This window comes from Citreicella sp. C3M06 (assembly GCF_018860705.1).
Classification (GTDB): Bacteria; Pseudomonadota; Alphaproteobacteria; order Rhodobacterales; family Rhodobacteraceae; genus Salipiger.
This window is the reverse complement of record NZ_JAHKQA010000101.1, coordinates 1-18,058: the sequence shown is the minus strand read 5'-3', so window position 1 is coordinate 18,058 and position 18,058 is coordinate 1. Positions and strand designations below refer to the sequence as shown.

Annotated in this window: 12 protein-coding genes and 2 pseudogenes; 4 read left to right on the top strand and 10 right to left on the bottom strand. The window is 65.1% G+C overall.

The window, feature by feature from the left end; genetic code table 11:
* The first annotated feature begins 161 nt into the window (after positions 1-161).
* Positions 162-1,057, top strand: a pseudogene (locus KO516_RS22745) (TRAP transporter substrate-binding protein).
* A 136-nt stretch (positions 1,058-1,193) separates the two neighbouring features.
* Here the strand turns inward: KO516_RS22745 and KO516_RS22740 are convergent.
* From KO516_RS22740 to KO516_RS22695, 10 genes are all read right to left on the bottom strand, one after another.
* The gene (locus KO516_RS22740; RefSeq protein ID WP_216006078.1) at positions 1,194-1,904 is read right to left on the bottom strand and encodes an IS6 family transposase; all 711 of its coding nucleotides are present in this window, start codon (positions 1,902-1,904) and stop codon (positions 1,194-1,196) included.
* A gap of 199 nt (positions 1,905-2,103) precedes the next feature.
* Entirely contained in the window at positions 2,104-5,928 is a 3,825-nt protein-coding gene (locus KO516_RS22735; protein ID WP_216006077.1) for a non-ribosomal peptide synthetase, read from the bottom strand.
* Positions 5,925-6,152, bottom strand: a complete 228-nt coding sequence (locus KO516_RS22730; protein WP_216006076.1) for an acyl carrier protein — start codon at positions 6,150-6,152, stop codon at positions 5,925-5,927. Before KO516_RS22730 ends, KO516_RS22735 begins: the two co-directional genes overlap by 4 nt.
* Positions 6,149-7,795, bottom strand: coding sequence for a (2,3-dihydroxybenzoyl)adenylate synthase (locus tag KO516_RS22725; RefSeq protein ID WP_216006075.1), 1,647 nt, complete (start codon positions 7,793-7,795; stop codon positions 6,149-6,151). The genes KO516_RS22730 and KO516_RS22725 overlap by 4 nt, the downstream gene beginning before the upstream one ends.
* Positions 7,796-7,848: 53 nt before the next feature.
* Positions 7,849-9,225, bottom strand: a complete 1,377-nt coding sequence (locus KO516_RS22720; RefSeq protein WP_216006074.1) for a YncE family protein — start codon at positions 9,223-9,225, stop codon at positions 7,849-7,851.
* 203 nt (positions 9,226-9,428) lie between these two features.
* The gene (locus KO516_RS22715) at positions 9,429-10,340 is read right to left on the bottom strand and encodes an alpha/beta hydrolase (RefSeq protein WP_216006073.1); all 912 of its coding nucleotides are present in this window, start codon (positions 10,338-10,340) and stop codon (positions 9,429-9,431) included.
* Positions 10,337-11,287 carry a TRAP transporter substrate-binding protein gene (locus tag KO516_RS22710; RefSeq protein ID WP_252737841.1) on the bottom strand — a complete coding sequence of 317 codons (951 nt, stop codon included), beginning with the start codon at positions 11,285-11,287 and terminating at the stop codon, positions 10,337-10,339. The genes KO516_RS22715 and KO516_RS22710 overlap by 4 nt, the downstream gene beginning before the upstream one ends.
* An 11-nt stretch (positions 11,288-11,298) precedes the next feature.
* Positions 11,299-12,558 (bottom strand): TRAP transporter large permease, encoded by a 1,260-nt coding sequence (locus tag KO516_RS22705; RefSeq protein WP_216006071.1) that lies wholly within the window; start codon positions 12,556-12,558, stop codon positions 11,299-11,301.
* Entirely contained in the window at positions 12,552-13,058 is a 507-nt protein-coding gene (locus KO516_RS22700) for a TRAP transporter small permease (protein ID WP_216006070.1), read from the bottom strand. Before KO516_RS22700 ends, KO516_RS22705 begins: the two co-directional genes overlap by 7 nt.
* A 76-nt stretch (positions 13,059-13,134) precedes the next feature.
* The gene (locus tag KO516_RS22695) at positions 13,135-15,420 is read right to left on the bottom strand and encodes a FepA family TonB-dependent siderophore receptor (RefSeq protein WP_216006069.1); all 2,286 of its coding nucleotides are present in this window, start codon (positions 15,418-15,420) and stop codon (positions 13,135-13,137) included.
* 663 nt (positions 15,421-16,083) lie between these two features.
* On the opposite strand from KO516_RS22695, the pseudogene KO516_RS24485 reads away from it, so the two are divergent.
* From KO516_RS24485 to KO516_RS22680, 3 genes and pseudogenes are all read left to right on the top strand, one after another.
* Positions 16,084-16,840 (top strand): annotated as a pseudogene (locus KO516_RS24485) (hypothetical protein); the annotation flags it as partial.
* 116 nt (positions 16,841-16,956) lie between these two features.
* Positions 16,957-17,385 (top strand): hypothetical protein, encoded by a 429-nt coding sequence (locus KO516_RS22685; RefSeq protein ID WP_216006067.1) that lies wholly within the window; start codon positions 16,957-16,959, stop codon positions 17,383-17,385.
* A 511-nt stretch (positions 17,386-17,896) separates the two neighbouring features.
* On the top strand, positions 17,897-18,058 hold a 162-nt coding region (locus KO516_RS22680), incomplete at its 3' end, for a transposase (protein ID WP_216006079.1).

The window sequence follows — 18,058 nt, the reverse complement described above, 5'->3', positions numbered from 1 at the left end:
GGCCGAGATCGAGGCCATCGGCTGAAAGGTAACGGGAAAGGGGATCGTTCCCCGTTTAATGATTTGCGCAACAACGCCCAGCATTGGGCTGGAAAAGCCCGGTCGCCTTCGAACGGAAAGTGGCCTAAACGAGCACCTGGAGCGGCACCAAACCGCGACAGATCCACCCGACCCACAAAGGGGCGCTGAAATTCGAGGAGCTCGTCGAGAAGTACTCCGATGGTCGCATCGACGTGCAGATCTTCCCGTCGAACCAGCTTGGCTCGGAGCAGGAAGTGGCGCAGGCGCTGCGCATGGGCTCGATCGAGGCCGAGATCCTCTACACCGGCAACCTCGTGCCACTGGCACCCTCGGTCGGCGTAATGATGCTGCCCTATGCCTTCACCTCGAACGAAGAGGCCCACGCCGCCATGGACGCGCTGAAGGATCCGCTGAACGAGCGTCTTCCGAAGGAGGCGGGCGTGCGGGTGCTGGGCTATTTCGAGAAGGGCTTCCGCGTGCTCACCAACAGCGAGCGCGAGGTTAAGACCATGGACGACCTGAAGGACCTCAAGATCCGGGTCTCGAAGAACAACATCGCCATCGAGACCTTCAAGTCCTGGGGACTCGATCCGATCCCCATGGCCTGGGCCGAGGTCTTTCCGGCGCTGCAGCAGGGGGTGATCGATGGTCAGGAGAATCCCTACACCACTGCGATCTCCTCGAAGTTCTACGAAGTGCAGAAGTATATCACCGAGATTCACTACCTGATCTGGTCCGGCCCGATCATCGTCTCCGAGCGCTTCTACCAGGGGCTCCCGAGGACCTGCAACAGGCGCTCGACAAGGCCGGTGTAGAGGCTGCTCAATACGAGCGCGAGGTTTCGGCGGAAGAGAATGAGGCCGCCAAGGAAAAGCTGGTCGAACTGGGCATGACCCTCACCGGCGCACCTGAAGACGAGGTGAAATGGCAGGAAGCGGCCAAAGCCCTGTGGCCTCAGTTCGCGGCCGATATCGGTGGCGCGGAATGGGTCGAGGAAGCAACGCAGATCATGACCAACGCCATAGCAACGCAATGAGTGTGGCGCTCCGAAGAAAATAGCTTGAATAGACGCCTTTTCCAGGCAGGCCAGCTTCCACAAGCTGGCCTGCCTGTTCGTTCGGGATTGCCAACGTGACGGCATCAGCATGAGACGGCCGCCAGGGGTGTTTGTGTCAGGCGGTCATTTCGAGCGTATAGTTGTGCCACTGGCCGAAGGCATCGGATCTTGGATGGCGGTATGAGGCGGTGGAGAGGCGAAAGCGACGAGGTCTGAAAATTGTATTGATTTGATCGTGGGCCGCGAGGAACCTTTGCGCCTGCTGGATCGATTTGAACCGGCCCATGACCTTGTCTCGCTTCCGGATTGGTCGGTGTGACCCTTCTATGCGGGTGTTGAGCCCTTTATGTACCCGGTGATCGGATACAGGCGCGAGAGCACGGATCGATTTGATGTAACTGCGCAATTTGTCAGTCACGACGACACGCGGCTTGCCATAGCGGGCGATCAGTCGGGCAAGGAAACGCTTGGCGGCTTTGGCATTTCGGCGTGGTTGCACAAGGATGTCCAGCACATCCCTATTCGCGTCCACCGCTCGCCACAACCACTGCTTCGCGCCGTTGATCGGAACGACGACTTCGTTCGGATGCCACTTGTCGGCAGCAGCGGGGAGGTCACGTTTGATGCAATCGGCGAAATGCCGACCAAACCGGTTCACCCATTTGCGCACGGTTTCCCGGCTGACGGCTACACTGCGTTCGGCAAGAAGATCCTCGACGTCCTCAGTGCCGAGCGCGAAGCGATGATAGGCCCACACCGCGTAGGCCACGACTTCACGAGGAAAACGATAGCCTTTCAGGCGCGGCATCTCAGCTGCTATCATCATGCCAAGACGCTAGACGCCCCCAGGGGCTTCAGCAAGTTGGCAATGCCCATCATACCGCCACGCTCAAGACGACGGGTTCAGCCTCTGGGCCGATTATACTACCGAAATGGCGGCGTGATCGACCGATCTCCAGAGCTTTAAAGGCCACGAACAGCAACTTGGCAATCCCGAACCCCGGTGTTCGCATGTTGTTGCGCGCTCAGCCTGGCGCGAAGCTTGGCGTCGGCAGGGGCTGCAAATGCGAGACATAGCCGCGCAAGGTCTCGGGCGCGATCAGGTCGGGGTGGTGGCAATCAAGCTCGATGCTGGTCACGCCCTGCGCATAGGGGCGCCACAGCGCCGCGTGCAGGGCGCTGCCCGCCTGATCGCGCAGCGCGGTGACATGGGTCAGCGGCGCGCGCAGGTGTGGCTCTTGGTGGTTGCGCACCAGCGCATTGGTGGCCCGGACGGAACGGATCACCCCGTCTTGCACCGCTTGCGGCAATTGCGCCAGCGGGTGCCCGTGCCGGCGCAGAAACCCCATGATCGCCGAGCGGGTATCGAGGTGGCGGTGCGCCTCGGGATCAAAGCCCGCGATGGCCAGAAGCGCGCGCAGCGCGGTGGCCTCGTCCGGTTCCGGCTCGGCGCGCCAGCACTCCGAAGGGTAGGCATCGAGCAATAGCAGCGTGTCGATGCGGCGGCCCCGGCGTTCGGCCTCGGCGGCCATGGCATGGGCGATGATGCCGCCCAGCGACCAGCCCAGCAGATCCAGCGGCCCGTCGGGCTGGATCTGGTCGACCCGATCCATGTAGCTGCGCGCCATGGCGGTCAGGCTGTCGGGCGCGGGGCTGTCATGCAGCAGCGGCGATTGCAGCCCGATTACCGCGCGCCCCGGCAGGGCCTTGGCAAGCGCGCGATAGCACCACGCCAGCCCGCCCGCCGGATGCACCGCAAACAGCGGTGCGCCGCCCGCGCCAAGGTGCAACACGGGGCCGGTGCCATCGTCGCGCTCCGTCGGCACGCTCAGCCGCCGCGCCAGATCTCCTAGCACCGGATTTTCCAGCACCGCGCCCAGACCCGGATCGCGCCCGGTTTCCTCTTCGATGCGCAGGCAAAGCCGCACCGCGCCAAGGCTGTCGCCCCCGGCGCTGAAGAAATCGATCTCCGCGCTCGCAGGGGCCGCCAGCCCGAGAATTTCGGCGTATAGCCCGGACAGAAGGGTTTCCTCGGGGCTTTGCGCGGCGCGGCCAAAGGTGGAGTCGATCGGTTTGGGCAGCGCCTTGCGGTCAAGCTTGCCGCTTGGGGTCAGCGGCAGCGACCTGAGTAGAACGATCTGCGCGGGCATCAGCGCCAGCGGCAACCGGTCTGCCAGCGCCGCGCGGATCGCCGACGCATCGGCCCCCGCACGCGGCACGGCATAAGCGAGCAGCCGGGCCTGCCCGTGGGCCTCATCGACGATCACCGCGCCTTGCGCCGCAAGGCCGGTGGCATGCAACGCGGCCTCGATCTCGCCCAGTTCGATGCGCATGCCGCGGATCTTGACCTGACTGTCGGCGCGACCCTGATAGGTCAGCACGCCCTGATGATCCGATACCGCGATATCGCCGGTGTCATACATGCGCCCGGTCTGAAACGGGTCGGGGAGGAAACGCTCGGCGGTCAGGTCGGGCTGGCCCAGATAGCCCTGCGCCAGCTGCCGCCCCGCCAGAAACAGCCGCCCCGGCACGCCGTCCGCCACCGGGCGATGGCGCGCATCCAGCAGGTAGGTGCGGGTGTTCCAGACCGGGCGGCCAATGGGGATCGAAGCGCCCTGCGCCCGTGCCAAAGCTTCTTGCGCGGTGACATCGACCGCCGCTTCGGTCGGACCGTACAGATTGTGCAGCCGCCCTTTGATCCGGGCGTGAAAGCGCTGCGCAAGCCGGGTGGGCAGCGCCTCGCCACTGGCAAAGACGCGGGGAATGCAAAGACCGTCGGATGCGGGCGCATCGAGGAACAGCTCCAGCATCGAGGGCACGAAATGCATCGCGGTGATCGCCTGCCTGCGCACCAGCCCGGCCAGCGCCACCGGGTCGCGATGCGCACCGGGAGGCGCGACCACCAGCGTCGCCCCGCTGAGGAACGGTATGAACAGCTCCCATACCGACACATCGAAGGTGGTCGGGGTCTTTTGCATAATACGGTCGCCGGGGCCGATGGCGTAGGTATCGCGCATCCACAGCAACCGGTTGACGATGGCGTCATGGGTGATGACCACGCCCTTGGGCGCGCCGGTCGATCCGGATGTGAACAGCACATAGGCCGGATCGTTGGGCTTTGGCGGCTGCGGCGTGGTTTCGACGCCGGGGCTGGACGCTTGCAGCACCGGGATGGCGCCAAAGGTGCTGCCCGGCGCGGCGAGGATCGCGGCGGGGGCGGCGCGGGCGATCATCGCCGCGCGCCGGGCGCTGTCGTCTTCGGGATCAAGCGGCACATAGGCCGCCCCCGCCCGCAGCACCCCCAGCAGCGCGATCAGCAGATCGACCGAACGCGGCAGCGCCACCCCAACGATATCGCCGCGCCCGATGCCGCGCCCGGCAAGCCGGCGGGCCAGCGCGGCGCTTTGGCGATCAAGCTCGCCGTAGCAAAGGCGGGTGTCGCCGAACAGCAGCGCCGGGGCGTCGGGAGTGGCGCGCATCTGCGCCTCGATCAGCGCGGGCAGGGTGGTGCGGGGCACTTCATGGGCGGTGTCATTGCGCGCGATGATGTTGCGGGCGGTTTCCGCCGAGGTCAGCGTCGCAACATCGGCCAGCCTGCCTGCATCGACGGCGCGGGTCAGGAAATCGGTCAGTCGGTCGCACAGCGCCTCGACTTCTGGCGCCGTATAAAGCGCGTCATTGGCATCGACCTGCGCCAGCAGGCCGGTGTGCGGATCGCCCCGGAAACACAGCGTCAGATCGTCGACCGAGCCCGCGCCAAGGATCTTGAGCCTTGTTTTGCAGCCGGGCAGCGCGGGGCAGGCATCGAAGGGCAGGATGTTGATCAGCGGCCCCCACAGCCGCCGCCCCGCCCCGATGCGGCCAAGCTCGCGCGCCAGCGCCTCACCCCGGTAGCGCCCGTTGCGGCGCATCGCTGCCAGATCGGCCCCGACTTGCCCGACCCAATCGGCAAGCGGCGCGTCCTCATCCAACGTCAGGCGCAGCGGCAGCACGTTGACCTGCGTCGAGACGGTGCGCGCGACGCGGCCCATGCGGTTTTGCAGCGGAATGCCAAGGACGATCTCCTGCGTCTCGCCGGTGGCGATCTGCGGCATATGGCGGGCGATGAAGGCCCCGGCCAGCGCGCTCAGCGCATCGGTCCAATGCACATCTGCGCGCGTGGCCAGCGCCTCCAGCGCGGCGCCGGTGGCTTGCGGCAAGGGCCGTTCGGCGCGGTGAAACCAGCGCCCGTCGCCATCTGCGCCGCGGCTCATGCTGTCGATGGCGGGCAGGTCCTGTAGCTGCTCGTGCCACCAGGCGCGTTGACGGGCGCGGGCGGGCGCGGCGGCAAAGCGCGCCTCATCTTCGATGGCGCGATCAAACGGGGTGAGTGGATCACCCGGACCCTGCGCCCCGATTTGTGCTGCATAAAGCGCGGCCAGCCGTCGGGTAACCTGCACCATCGCCTGCCCGTCGGCGGCGATGTGGTGGATGCGCAGCGTCAGCACGTGCCGCAGCGCGCTCAGCCGCCACAGCGTGACCCCCGCCACCGGCCCGGTTTGCAGATCCATCGGCTCGCGCGCCTCGGACAGGATCGCGGCGTCGATATCGCCCTTGGCCTCGCGCTGCACCAGTCTTGGCGCGCCGTCTGGCTCAAGGCGCTGCTGCGGCCCTTGCGGCCCATCGCGAAAACGCAAGGACAGGCTTTCGGTCTCTTGACCCAGCGCCTTTACCGCGCGGGCAAGCGCCTGCGGATCAAACGGCCCGTCAATAAAAAGCGCCTGCCCGGTGACCAACACCGGGCTTTGCGGATCGCGCGCCTGCGCATACCAGATGCCAAGCTGCGCTTCGGTCAGGGGCCGCCAAGTCATTGCGCCGCCCGGGCGATATCCCAGAATGCGGCCAGCGTTTCGCATTCATACAGCTTTTCCGACGGCAGCGTCGGCTGCAGCTCTTCCCAGCCCATCAACAGGCGCATCAGTGCAATGCTGTCCAGCCCGAGATCGCCAAGATGCTCATCGCTTGGCACCTCCTCGACGGGCAGGTCCAGCGCGGCGGCCACATCGGCGCGCATCTTCTCGAGAGTCAGTGTCATGTGGAAGGGTCCAATTCGGAAAGGACATCGGCGCGCAGCGTCTCACGCAGCTGCCGACGCGAAATCTTGCCCACGGCGGTGGTGGCAAAACCATCGACCATGCGGATCTCGTCGGGGATCTTAAATGCGGCGACCTCGCGGCTGCGCAGGTATTTGCGGATCTCGGTTGGGGTGGGCGCGTCGCCGCGGGGCTGGATAAAGGCGCAGGCCCGCTCGCCCAGCCGCGCATCGGGGATCGACACCACCACCGCGTCGAACACGCCGGGATGGCCGAGCAGCAGGTCTTCGACCTCTTCGGCGCTGATCTTTTCGCCGTTGCGGTTGATCTGATCGTTGGCCCGCCCTTGCACCACAAGATGCCCCGAAGGCAGGCGGATCACGATGTCGCCGGTGCGGTAGAAGCCGTCTTCGGTAAAGCTGCGGGCGTTGGCGCTGTCGTCGTCGTGATAGGCGCGGATGGTATAAGGCCCGCGCGTCAGCAGGTTGCCGGGCTGGCCATCGGGCACGGGCGCGCCCGCATCATCGAGGATCAGCACCTCGTCATCGGGGCTGATGGGGCGCCCTTGGGTGCCGGTGACGATCTCGTCCGGGTCATCGTCGCGCGTGTAGTTCACCAGCCCCTCGGCCATACCGAACACCTGTTGCAGACGGCAGCCCAGCAGCGGCGCAACCCGCCGGGCGCTTTCGGGCAGGAATTTCGCCCCGCCGACCTGAAGCGTGTTCAGCGTCGGCAGATCGGGCCGCGCCTTTTGTGCCGCATCGAGCCAGAGCAGCGCCAGCGGCGGCACGAGGCCGGTGATCGTCACCCCCTCGCGAGCGATCAGCGGAAAGGCGATCTGCGGCATCGGCGCGGCGCAGAGCACCACCCGGCCCCCGGCATAGAGCGCGCCGAAATGCCCCGGCGAGGACATGGTGAAATTATGCGCGACGGGCAGCGCCGCGAGATAGACGCTGCGCTCGGTGATGCCGCAGATGTCGTTGCTGGCGCGGATGGAATAGAAATAATCGTCATGGCTGCGCGGGATCAGTTTGGGCAGCCCGGTGGACCCGCCCGAGATCTGGCAGAACGCCACCGCCTGCGGATCGGGATCGGGCGGCAGGCTGGCGGGATCGCCCGCGATCGCGTCCATGTCCAGCGCGCCCTCGGGCGCAGCGCCCGCGACAATCACATGCGCCAGCGCGGGCAGATCGGCGCGCAGGCCCATCATCATCGCGGCGTGGTCGAACCGGTCGATCCGGCCCTGCACAAGGACCGCCCGCGCCTGCGCCTTGCGCGCCAGATGCGTCACCTCTGTGCGGCGATGGGCGGGCAGCGCATAGACCGGCACCAGCCCGGCAGCAAAGGCCGCGAACACCGCGTGAAAGAAACACGGCGCGTTGCCCATCTGGATCAGCACCCGGTCGCCGGGCACCAGCCCCAGCGCCAGCAGCCCGGCCCCAAGCGCCCGCGCGCGGGCGTTCAGCGCGCCATATGTCAGCTGGTCCTCGCCCGAGGTGATCGCCACGCGGTCGGGGTGATCGGCGGCGCGGGCGCGCAGCATGGCGGGAAAGGTCTCGCCCCGCCAATACCCTGCGGCGCGGTAGCGCGCGGCAAGATCGGCGGGCCAGATCTGGGTGGGGGCGGTTTGCGTCGGCTCTGTCATGGGGCTCTCATGCGGTGAAACGGGGCCGCGGCGGGCGCGGCCCCGGCGTGGCGTCACTTGGCGGTGAGGCGGGTCAACTGGTGGGCGGTAGGGTCGTCTTCGCCCGCCGATTTGTTGACCACATAGACGTTGCCCTGCCCATCCTGCGCGAGGTGGTTCGGGGTCGAGCCGACATCGAGATTGGCCAGCAGCTCGCCCTCGGGGTCGAGCACGGCGACGGAATGCCCGTTGCGCAGCGCGATAAAGACATTGCCCGATTGCGGTTCGACCACGGCGTTCAGCGGGTTGGCCCCCACGTTGACCTGCCGCAGCACCTCGCCGCTGGCCCCGTCGATGATGCTGATCGTGTCATTGCCCTGCGCCACGGTATAGACGCGGCTGCCATCGGGGCTGGCCGCAAGGCCGATGGTGTTGTCGGACCCGTCGATTGGCCAGGCGGCGTCCTGCGCGCCGCTGGCAAGATCGATCACCGCAACCTCGTCGCTGCGCAGCGACGAGACGAACAGCTTGCCCGCCTCGGGGGCGAGCGACAGGCTTGCGGTGGCGAATTCCTGCCCCCGGCGCGAAGAGGTCAGCGTGATCGGCGTCATTTCTTCGAGCGTTTCAGTGTCGAACACATGCACCAGTGGTTTGAAGGTCGCGGTCACATAGACCTTGCCATCGTGGTAGACGGCATCGCGCGGGTGCGACACGGTGCCTGCGTCGAACTGCTTGATCAGGCTCAGATTATCCGAGCTGTAGACCGCCACCGTGTTCTGCCGGGTGTTGGTGACCCAGACCTGCCCCGGCGCCACGCCAACGCCGTAGACGGCAAAGACGCCGCCGTCAGAGCCATCCGCGCGCGCAGGTGCGGCGGGGGGCGTGACGCGGGCAGTGATCTCCATGGTGTCGGGGTCAAGCTTGGCCAGTTCCGACACCTTGACCGGCGGGCGGCCCACCGCGCCGGTGACGAACACCGCACCATCGCCGATTGCGACCTGATAGGGGTTGCGCACGATCTCAACCGATTGCGCGCTGTAGGCGTCGGTATTGATCGCGCCCAGCTCCTTGGACACCTTCAGATCGAAGGTCGTCGCATAGGGCGCATCGCCGCCCATCTCGACCACCACCGGATAGACCCCGGCTGCGGTGCCTGCGGGGATGGCGAGTTTTGCCGTAAGCCGGCCTTCGTCGTCGGCGGTGAAGGGCGAGCCAGCCAGCGCCTCTCCGCCCTGGCGCAGCGTCACCGGCTGGCCGGGGGCAAAGCCGCGCGCCTGCACCTCTGCTTCGCCGCCCGCAACGATGGGGCCGCGGTTCGGACCCGATGCACCGATGCGCCCGTCAAAGCTGCCAAGCCCGGCAAAGGGGTCGGCCAGCGCCATGCCCCCCGCCGCGATCATCATTGCGCCAAGCGCCGTGCTGCGCAGCCATCTTGCCGTGGGATATGTCATGTCCATCTCGTCTCCATGCCCGGGCACGCGGCCCGGTGTTTTGCCAGCCCGGGCCGCGTGCCCGGACATTTCAGGATTGCCCTTCGGCTGCAGCGAGGCTGTGGCTGGCGGCGCGGGCAGCGCCGTGGGGGCAGGCGATGCCCCGTCTTGATGCGCAAAGGGCCGGTCTTTCGGCAGCCCTCGCGCAGGGTTCGAACTCGCGGCTAAGGGCGGCCCGTCGCAGGGCTGCCGGTTTCGAGCACAAACCTGATCGATTGCCGGAAGGTCTCGCCATGGCTGAGCCCGTCAAAGACCGTGTACCTGCCGGGAACGCCGGCGGCGCGCAGGCTGGCATTCAGATTGCCAAGCGCGTCCTCGGGCAAGGCGGCGCGCATCCTGACCAGCTTTTGCGCGTTGGCATTGCTGGGGTTGCTGGCGCGCTCACGTTCAAGTTCGCCCTTGTGGACGTCAAGCGGGCGGTGCGGCCAGTTCCCGACGCGCGCGCTCAGCCGCGCCAGAAAGCTGCCATTGTCCCACCACAGCGACGGGCTTGCCGCGATATAGCGCGCAAAGGGGGACGATGCCTCGCCCGCCGCATACAGCACGAACAGCCCCGCGTAGGAATGGCCCCAAAGCGCGCTGCGCCTCATGTCGATGCTGGCGCGCGCCTGTACCTCGGGCACGACCTTGTCCGTCAGCAGCGACAGGAATGTCGCCGCCCCGCCCCCCGGGCGCCCGCGCGGGTCCGCCACCGGGCTGCCATCGGCGCTGGCGGGGGTATAATCGCGGGTCCGTTCATCACCGGCAAAGCGTTGGTCGGTGTCGTAGCCCAGCGTCACGATCACCGGCAATGGCGCATCGAGGCTGCCAAGGAAGTCATCGCTCAGCAGTTCCAGCACCGCCTGCCCGTCGAGCGCAAAGAGCACCGGAAAGCCGCCCTCGGGCGCCGGGCCTTTGGGGATAAGAACGCCGATCCGATAGGGCATCGACGCGCCATCCGGACCGGGCAGATCAAAGCTGTCGGTGTCGACCACCGTCGAGCCGGTCACAAGGATCGACGGTCCCAGCGGGTCTGGTGACGGTTGCGCAGCGGCGCCTAGTGGCAGCAGCATCAGGATCAGCGCCAGCAGTCTCATTGCGCGGCCTCGGCCTCCAGCCGTGCCAGCAGCGGCGTTTTCGCGCGCCATTCTGTGTACCAGTCATCAACCGCCGCGCCGAACCATTCACGCCCGACCTCGATCACCGGTACATCGGTCTCGCGCAGCCGGGCGAGGTTGATTGCGTCGATTTCGCCGTAAAGATCGACCATGGCGGCGATCTGCGCCTTAAAGATGGCGTCGATGCTGGCGCGGTCGTCTGCGGAGATGCTCTGCCATTTGCGGCTTGAGGCCACGGCGGCCATCGGGAAGATCATGTGCCGCGAGTCCAGAATGGTGCCCGCGTTCTTGTAATAGCCAGAATTCCACGTGCCCTCGTGGTCGATCTGCATGGCGTCGACCTGCCCGTTGGCAAAGGCATCGTAAAGCGCGGGCAGCGGCATCGGCGTGGGCGCGGCGCCGAGCAGGCTCCAGAACGCCATCTCGGGGGCCAGCGGTACGGTGCGGATGCGCAGACCGTCCAGATCTGCGGCCTCATGCACCTCGCCAGCGGTGACCACCTGTCGCATCCCCGCCATGCCCCAGGCCAGCCCGTGCAGGCCGAAATCGCCCATGCCGTCCAGCAATTCCCCGGCCACCTCTCCGCGCAGCAGCCGGGCAGCATCCTGCGTGTCCTTGGCCAGATACGGCGCATAGAAAACGCCGTAATCATCGCTGCGGTTGGCGAATTCCGCCGAGGTCAGCAGGGCGAAATCAATGGCGCCGGTCTGTAGCTGTTGCAAAATCCGCGCCTCGTTGCCCAATTGGCCCGACGGCATCACGAGGATCTCGACCCGCCCATCGGTGGCATCCTTGATCTGCGCGGCGATGGACTCTGCGGTTATGGTCCATTGGTGCGGAGGCGGGGTGATCAGGCCAAGGCGGTATTGTTCGGCGCTGGCGGGAGCCGCCAGCAGCAGCAGGCCAAGGATCAGGGAACGGTGCATGGCGCCTCCGGTCATTGCAACAGGGTCAGGGGGCCAAGCGCAAGGCCCGGCACGAGCGTGAGGATGGCGAGCACCGCAAGCGCGCCGCCAAGGTAAGGCAGCAGCAACCGCGACAGGCGACCGGCGGAAACGCCGGTCTGCATGGCTGTCGTATATAGGCCGACACCCACGGGCGGCGTCAACAGCCCGATGGTCAGATTGAGACAGGCAATCAAGCCAAAGTGAACCGGGTCGATGCCATAGGTATCCGTGGCCACGGGCAACAGCACCGGCACCACGAGGATAAGCGCCGGAATCGGGTCCAGCACCATGCCCAGCCCCAGCAGCATCAGGTTGAGCAGCAGCAGGAAGATCAGCGGGTTGTCGGACACAGCCGCCAGCTGCGCCGCCACCATCGCCGGCAGGTTTTCCCAGGCCGCAACCCAGGCATAAAGGCTCGCGGCGGCGATCAGCAGCAGGATCGAGGCACTGCTGCGGATGGTGGCGATCAGCGCCGGCCAGAGCGCGGCGGGGGTCATCTCGCGGTAGATCAGGCAGCCCACCGCAAGCACGGCCAGAACAGCGACGACCCCGGCCTCGGGCGCGGTGGCAAGCCCCCCGAGGATGGCGGCGATCATCGCGGCGGGGATGGCCAGCGCGGGCAGAGCCTCGGCGAGGGTGCGCGCGGCAGGCGCGCGCGCGGGTGCGGCGCGCTGGCGGTTGTGCACCGCGGTGATTGCCGCCAGCACCGCCAGCAGCGCCAGACCCGGTCCGATTCCGGCCAGAAACAGATCGCCGATCGGCACTTGCGCAATCACGCCGTAGACGATCAGCAGCATCGAGGGCGGTATCACCGGCGCCAGCAACCCGCCCGCAGCGGTCAGCGCGGCGGCGCCGTCGCGGGGATAGCCGGCGCGCTCCATCTCGGGCACCGCAAGGCGCGACATCAGGGTGATCTGCGCCACGGTCGATCCCAGCACCGCCGCCATCAGCGCATTGGCGATCAGGACCGCCTGCGCCAGCCCGCCGCGCATTCCCCCCGTTGCCAGCCCGGCCAGCGTGAACAGCCGCCGTCCTGCGCCGCTGGCATTCATCAGCTCGCCCAGCAGGATGAAGATCGGCAGTGCCAGCAGGCCATAGCTTTCCATGCCCTGAAACAATTGCTGCGGCAGGCTCAGCAGCAGCACGCCGTTGCCACCAAGCACGATCTGCAACACCGCCCCCGCGATCATCGCAAAGGCGATGGGCAGGCCAAGCGCCATCAGCAGCGCGAATGCGGCAAGGCTTAGCATCGCAGCACCCGGACAAGCGCGTGAAACAGCGCCCCCAGCGCGGCGGGCAGCATCGGCAGCCAGAACCAGATCTTCAGCACGCCCAGCGTCATCGTCGGTTCGGTATAGGTGAAATTCCCCGCATCGCGCGCCAGCTGCGCCCCCGATCCCGCCGCGATCAGCCCGACCGGGTCCAGCCAGACCCACAGGCAATAGAAAAACCCCAGCAGCAGCGCCACCAACACAAGATCGACCCCGCGACGCGCCCAACGCGGCAGGTGCCGCAGCACCCCATCCACGGTCAGGTGAGCACCCCGCGCAATCGCCGCCGAGCCAGCGAAGAAGGCCGCGATCACCATCGCCAGCACTGCCAGCTCGTCGCCCCAGATCAGCGGGCGGCCAAGGCTGCGCATCACCGCCCCCGCGAGCAAGCAGCACAGCGCTGCCCCCAGAAGCGCGGCGGCAATCCGTTCTTCGGCGGCGGCGAGCTTTGCGTCAAGGCGCGCAAGCATTTGGGACATCTGGTGGCTCGTTCATTACTGAAACACCGCCCGAGGCATGAGGGACCCCCCCGGGCGGTGTTCGTCGACGTTCTGATCAGAACGTCTTGGTCAGGCCGAAGTAATACCCCCGGCCCGGTTCGTTGTAGGTTTCCGCCCCTTCGCCCGAGCGCAGGATGCTGGTGTCGAACACGTTGGTAACCCCGGCCTTGAAATCAAATCCGTTGTCGAACTGATACGTCATGCCAAGATTGACAAGCGTGTAGGGATCACGATCCTGATCTTCGTCCGTGGCATAGCCGCTGTAGCTGCTATATTCCGGTGCCTTGATCCGGCCATAATGCGTCAGCGACGGGATCAGCGTGAAGCGGTCGTTCACCTGCCAGTCGAGCGCGGCGTTGATCGTGTAGTCCGGCACGAGCGACAGGGGCACCTCGATGTCGATGGACTCGTAGGTGTCGCCATCGCTGGTGGTGCCGCCGTCGATCTTGAGCCGTTGCTTGGACGAAATCATGTAGGTGCCGTTGACAGACAGGCCGACCCGATCGCTGAGTGGCATGGCAAAGCTGCCCTCAAGGCCCGAGACCTCGGATTCGGGGATGTTCGTCCACTGGTACAAGCGCGCATCGCTGCCGCTGACCGAGGTGGTGCCGATCTGTTCGGTGCCCGCCTGAATCTTGTTGCGGTAATCGTTGTGGAAATAGGTCAGCGTCGCGTTGATGCCGTTATTGCCCACATAGGCCACGCCGATTTCCGAGTTGATCGAGGTTTCGGGGTCCAGATCGGAATTGCCCAGCACATAGCACGGCCCGTCTCCGACATAGGGATAGGGGCAGCCGTTGCCGCGCGTGGTGTAAACGTAGGAATCCGACAGCTGGTAGACCGTCGGGGCTTTATACGCCTGCGCGATGCCGCCCTTGATCGTCCATTCCGATGTCAGCGCATAGGACGCGTTCACCCCGCCCGAGAAGGTGCCGCCGAAGGTGTCGGCGAAATCATAGCGCACCGAAGGCGTCAGCGTCAGCCGGTCGTTGAACTGGATGTTGTCTTCGAAATAGAAGCCGAAGGTCGTCTGTTCGGTGAAATCGCCGGCGGTCGAGGAATCGAAGCTGCCGTCATCGGACAGGATCGAGGAGAACTGATCGTAATCGCTGGTGTCCAGCCGTTCCCAGCGCAGCTCGGCCCCGAAGGTCAGCGCCGATGGGCGGCCCCAGGTGCTGTGATCCACATAGGCTTCGGATTTGGCGGTGACGGCCTCAAGGATCGCGGTTTCCCAATCCTCGGTCGTGTTGATGGTGCCCTCACCCCCACCGGCGGTGCCTTCGCCAAGGCGACTGTTGTCGGTGCGTTCATATTGCAGATAGCTTTTCGTCTCACCCCAAGCGTAAGACCCATTGTGGGTCAACGCAAAGGTGCCGCGTTTCATCACGTTGGTTTCTTCGCCGTCTTCCGCAAGCTGGTAGATCTCGCTGCCTTCGGTCGTGCGGCTGCCCAGCTGCGTGTCGCCGGCATAGATGTTGCCCTGACGCGAATAGCCCAGTTCAAGGTTGAAGCTGTTGGCCTGTGTCGGTGCCCAATCCAGCCGCAGGGTGTAATCCTCATTGACCACCCCTTCGCTGCCCGCATCATAGGTGCAGACCTCGGTGCCGGTGCCATCGTCTTCGCAGGTGGCCTCATCCGCGTTGACCTCGGGGTCGTCGGCATCGGTCTTGTTGTAATTCGCCGAAAACCGCAGCGCGAAATCTTCGTTCAGGCGCTTGGCCCACAGCAGGTTGTAGCGCTGCGTCGCGCCCTCATCCGAGCTTTCGGGAATTTCGAAGCTGGTGCCGAGCTGCAGCAGATCTTCGTCCGGGGCCTTGGTGATGATGTTGACCACGCCGCCCGCCGCGCCCGAACCATAGCGCGCCGCCGCCGGGCCCCGGATTACCTCGATGCTCTGCACCATTTCGGCGGGCACCCAGTTGGTGTCGCCGCGCGTGTCGCGTTCGGACGAGCGGCCCTGCTTGACCGCCATGCGCGACAGCACCGGCTTGCCGTCGATCAGGATCAGCACGTTTTCCGGCCCCATGCCGCGAATGTCGACCTGACGCTGGTTGCCGCGCTGCCCCGAGGGCGAGCTGCCGGTCAGGTTGACGCCGGGCATCTTGCGGATGATCTCGGCCACGTCATTGACCACCGGAAGGCGTTCGAGATCCTCTTCGGTGATGGTCGACACACCAAGCGCCTGCTTGATCTGTTCTTCGGCGGTCAGAACGATGGTGCCCAGATCATACGATCCGCCGTCTTGAGTCGAGACGGTCTGACCAAGAGCCGCGCCAGACCAGGCCATGGTGCAAAGCATTATGGCTGACCCGTTCGCCAGCCGCGCACGTGCAGATGTCATGCACTGTCCTTTCGATTTTCAGGATTGCATGCTGGCACTAGCTGGCGATTGAGGCTGCTTGTAGCGGGGCGAAGCGCGCGTTCAATCCGGCCAGAGGTGTACGATGGATTCAAGTTATGAATGTGGTAAATTTACAAATAAAGTCAGGTATTTGTGGGCTGCCCACGCGAGAAACAGCGGCCCGGGATCGGGTCGCTTTTCTGGCGGTTGGAACCAGAGATTTCCTCAGATCGAGGCGTTGTCTGACGCAACGGAATTACGTTGCGCCTCGATCAGGACTTCTTGGCAGTGAGGGCATCCCGTCGGCTCTGCACGGCAGAGGCACTGCGAGATGTGGCGTGGGGATCGCTGCGCGCGTTTCGAAAAACGGCGCGGCAGTCACCGGCTGTTCACGATTTTGAACTGAGATGTGAGCGGGTGCAAGGGGCCGTCGACATTTTTTCTGCACAATTGCGGCGCGCGCAGCTGGCTGTGGGACTCGGGGCCTATGCTGGGGCTGCGTTGAAAATGCAAAGCGGGGACCAGCCCGCTGCTTTGCAGGTGCCGGGCGCGGCGCTGGCGGGAAAACCGCGGCGCAGGGTCGGCATTGATGGAGTGACTGCCCCCCGACGGCAGCGATGTGCCAAGTTGGGTCTGCGACGATCCACACCGGTCATGTCGTAGATTGTCACGGTCGGGCGCGATCTGGCGAAGACTGTGTTCCCGGTTCACGGGGCTGACGCCTCGGACCGGGCGGTGCCGTACAGGACGCTGAGAAGAGAGCAGGTGATCTTGGTCTTCAATCAACTCCCGATCTGCACTGCCGCGATCGAAGCTTGCAGGGGTGCCCAGTTCTGCGGCCGACAGATCGGCAAGCTTGACCACGAGCTGAGACGGGTCCCGCCCGCGGACGTGAAACCCCGCATGGAGCGCCAGAAAAACGATGGTGAGAAGAACCGTAGCTGCAGTGCGGCTGCGCAAGTTGACAAACGATGCCGAGGCAAACTGCGAGGGTTCAAGCCGTTGGCGCATCGAGAAAATGATCCGGGGGATCGGTAAAATACGTAGAATGGGTTCGTGCCTTTAAAGAGTGAAGAGACCCAAGGCGCGGCTATGGTGTTCCGCGCGCTTTTGATCCGGCAGAGGACTCGGGCCATCAAGGCGTCGTGCCGAAACCACGCCTCTGGCGTGATGCGCGGCCTCACGCCACGGCAGTATTCGACCGGAGGCAAACAACGGCTTGAGGCGGCGACGACCCTTTCATGACATGCCTGCGGGGTGCATTGTCGGGCAATGGATGGGCCAGCAGTCCCTCAGGCGGCTGCTGACCATCGGGGCGAACAGCGTTATCATCAAGCGGCATGTTCATTCCTCGGCCAAATCTGGCACATGGCTCGGCGGGATGCCGAAGCGCAAGCCGCCGAAGCAGGTGCCGGTGGCGAAAAGGTCGGCAGGGAGCGACTGTTCGGCACCCGTCTCGCCAACGATCAATTTATCCCAGCGTCGCGGGGCTGACGGTCACGGCCTTTGGCCGGGGGCAACTGGGCGGTCACGTGGTTGGAGAGCAGCACCGCCAATATCAGGCTGCGGGTCTATGACGAGGACGGCGCCGCCCTGACCGGCGGCCTCATGGTCAACGAGACCACCGGCAGCGCCTCCACTGATGGCGTCTATGCCGAGACCATCACCACGCTCGACGATTGCGGTTTCGTGGTGAGTTGGTGCTACTCACGCGGCGGCGCGATCACCGAGCGCTACGATGCCTTTGCCCAAGTCCACAATGCCGACGGCAAGGCGCGGACCAGTGAGTTCGAGGTCAACATAGCAACGTTGTCAAACCAGAGTAAAATGGCCCCCGTAGCGGAGTGCGCCCTTGCGGATGGACCCGTCGGATCGGTTGAACTGACCCGTAGCGGGATTTCAGAGGAAGATAGCCCATGCCCAGACGGCGCCGCAGCCACAGCACCGAATTCAAATGCCAGGTAGTCCCCGAGTATCATGGCGGCGAAACGCTCCACGCGCTCAGCCGCCGCCACAAGCTGATCCGCATCTGGATTGAGAAGGCCAAAGTTGGTGCCCTCGACGAGGACGTGGCAGCGACCGAACTGATGACAGAGTATGAAACGCGGATCGCCGCCTTTGAGCGACAGGCCGGACGCCAAGCGCCTGAGGTCGAGTTTCCAATGGGGCTCAGCGCTCCGGACGCCCGCAGAGAGGCGAGCCTACATCAGGGATTGTGTCTGACGTCAGCACCTTTGGGACAGATTCGACGATATGATTAACGGAAGATTTTTGGTTCATCGTGGCGTTGTTGCACAGCTCGAAAGATGGAATTTTTACTTTGCGATTTCAGGAGGTTACAGGGGCTGCATGCTTAAGGCACTTCCCGTTGGTTACCGCGCAACCTACTGATCGAGCTTATATGCCTCCCTAGGGTCAGGATGCATTGATTTCGCTGCACCAGCATGATTCACGGCTTCGAAAACGGAGCGGTGATATGAGCGATCTCTTCTGGCTGACTGACGCGCAGATGGCACGTCTGGCTCCCTTCTTTCCCAAGTCACACGGGAAGCCTCGGGTTGATGATAGACGCGTCTTGAGCGGCATTATTTTCATCAATCGCAATGGCTTGCGTTGGCGGGATGCACCGAAGGAATAT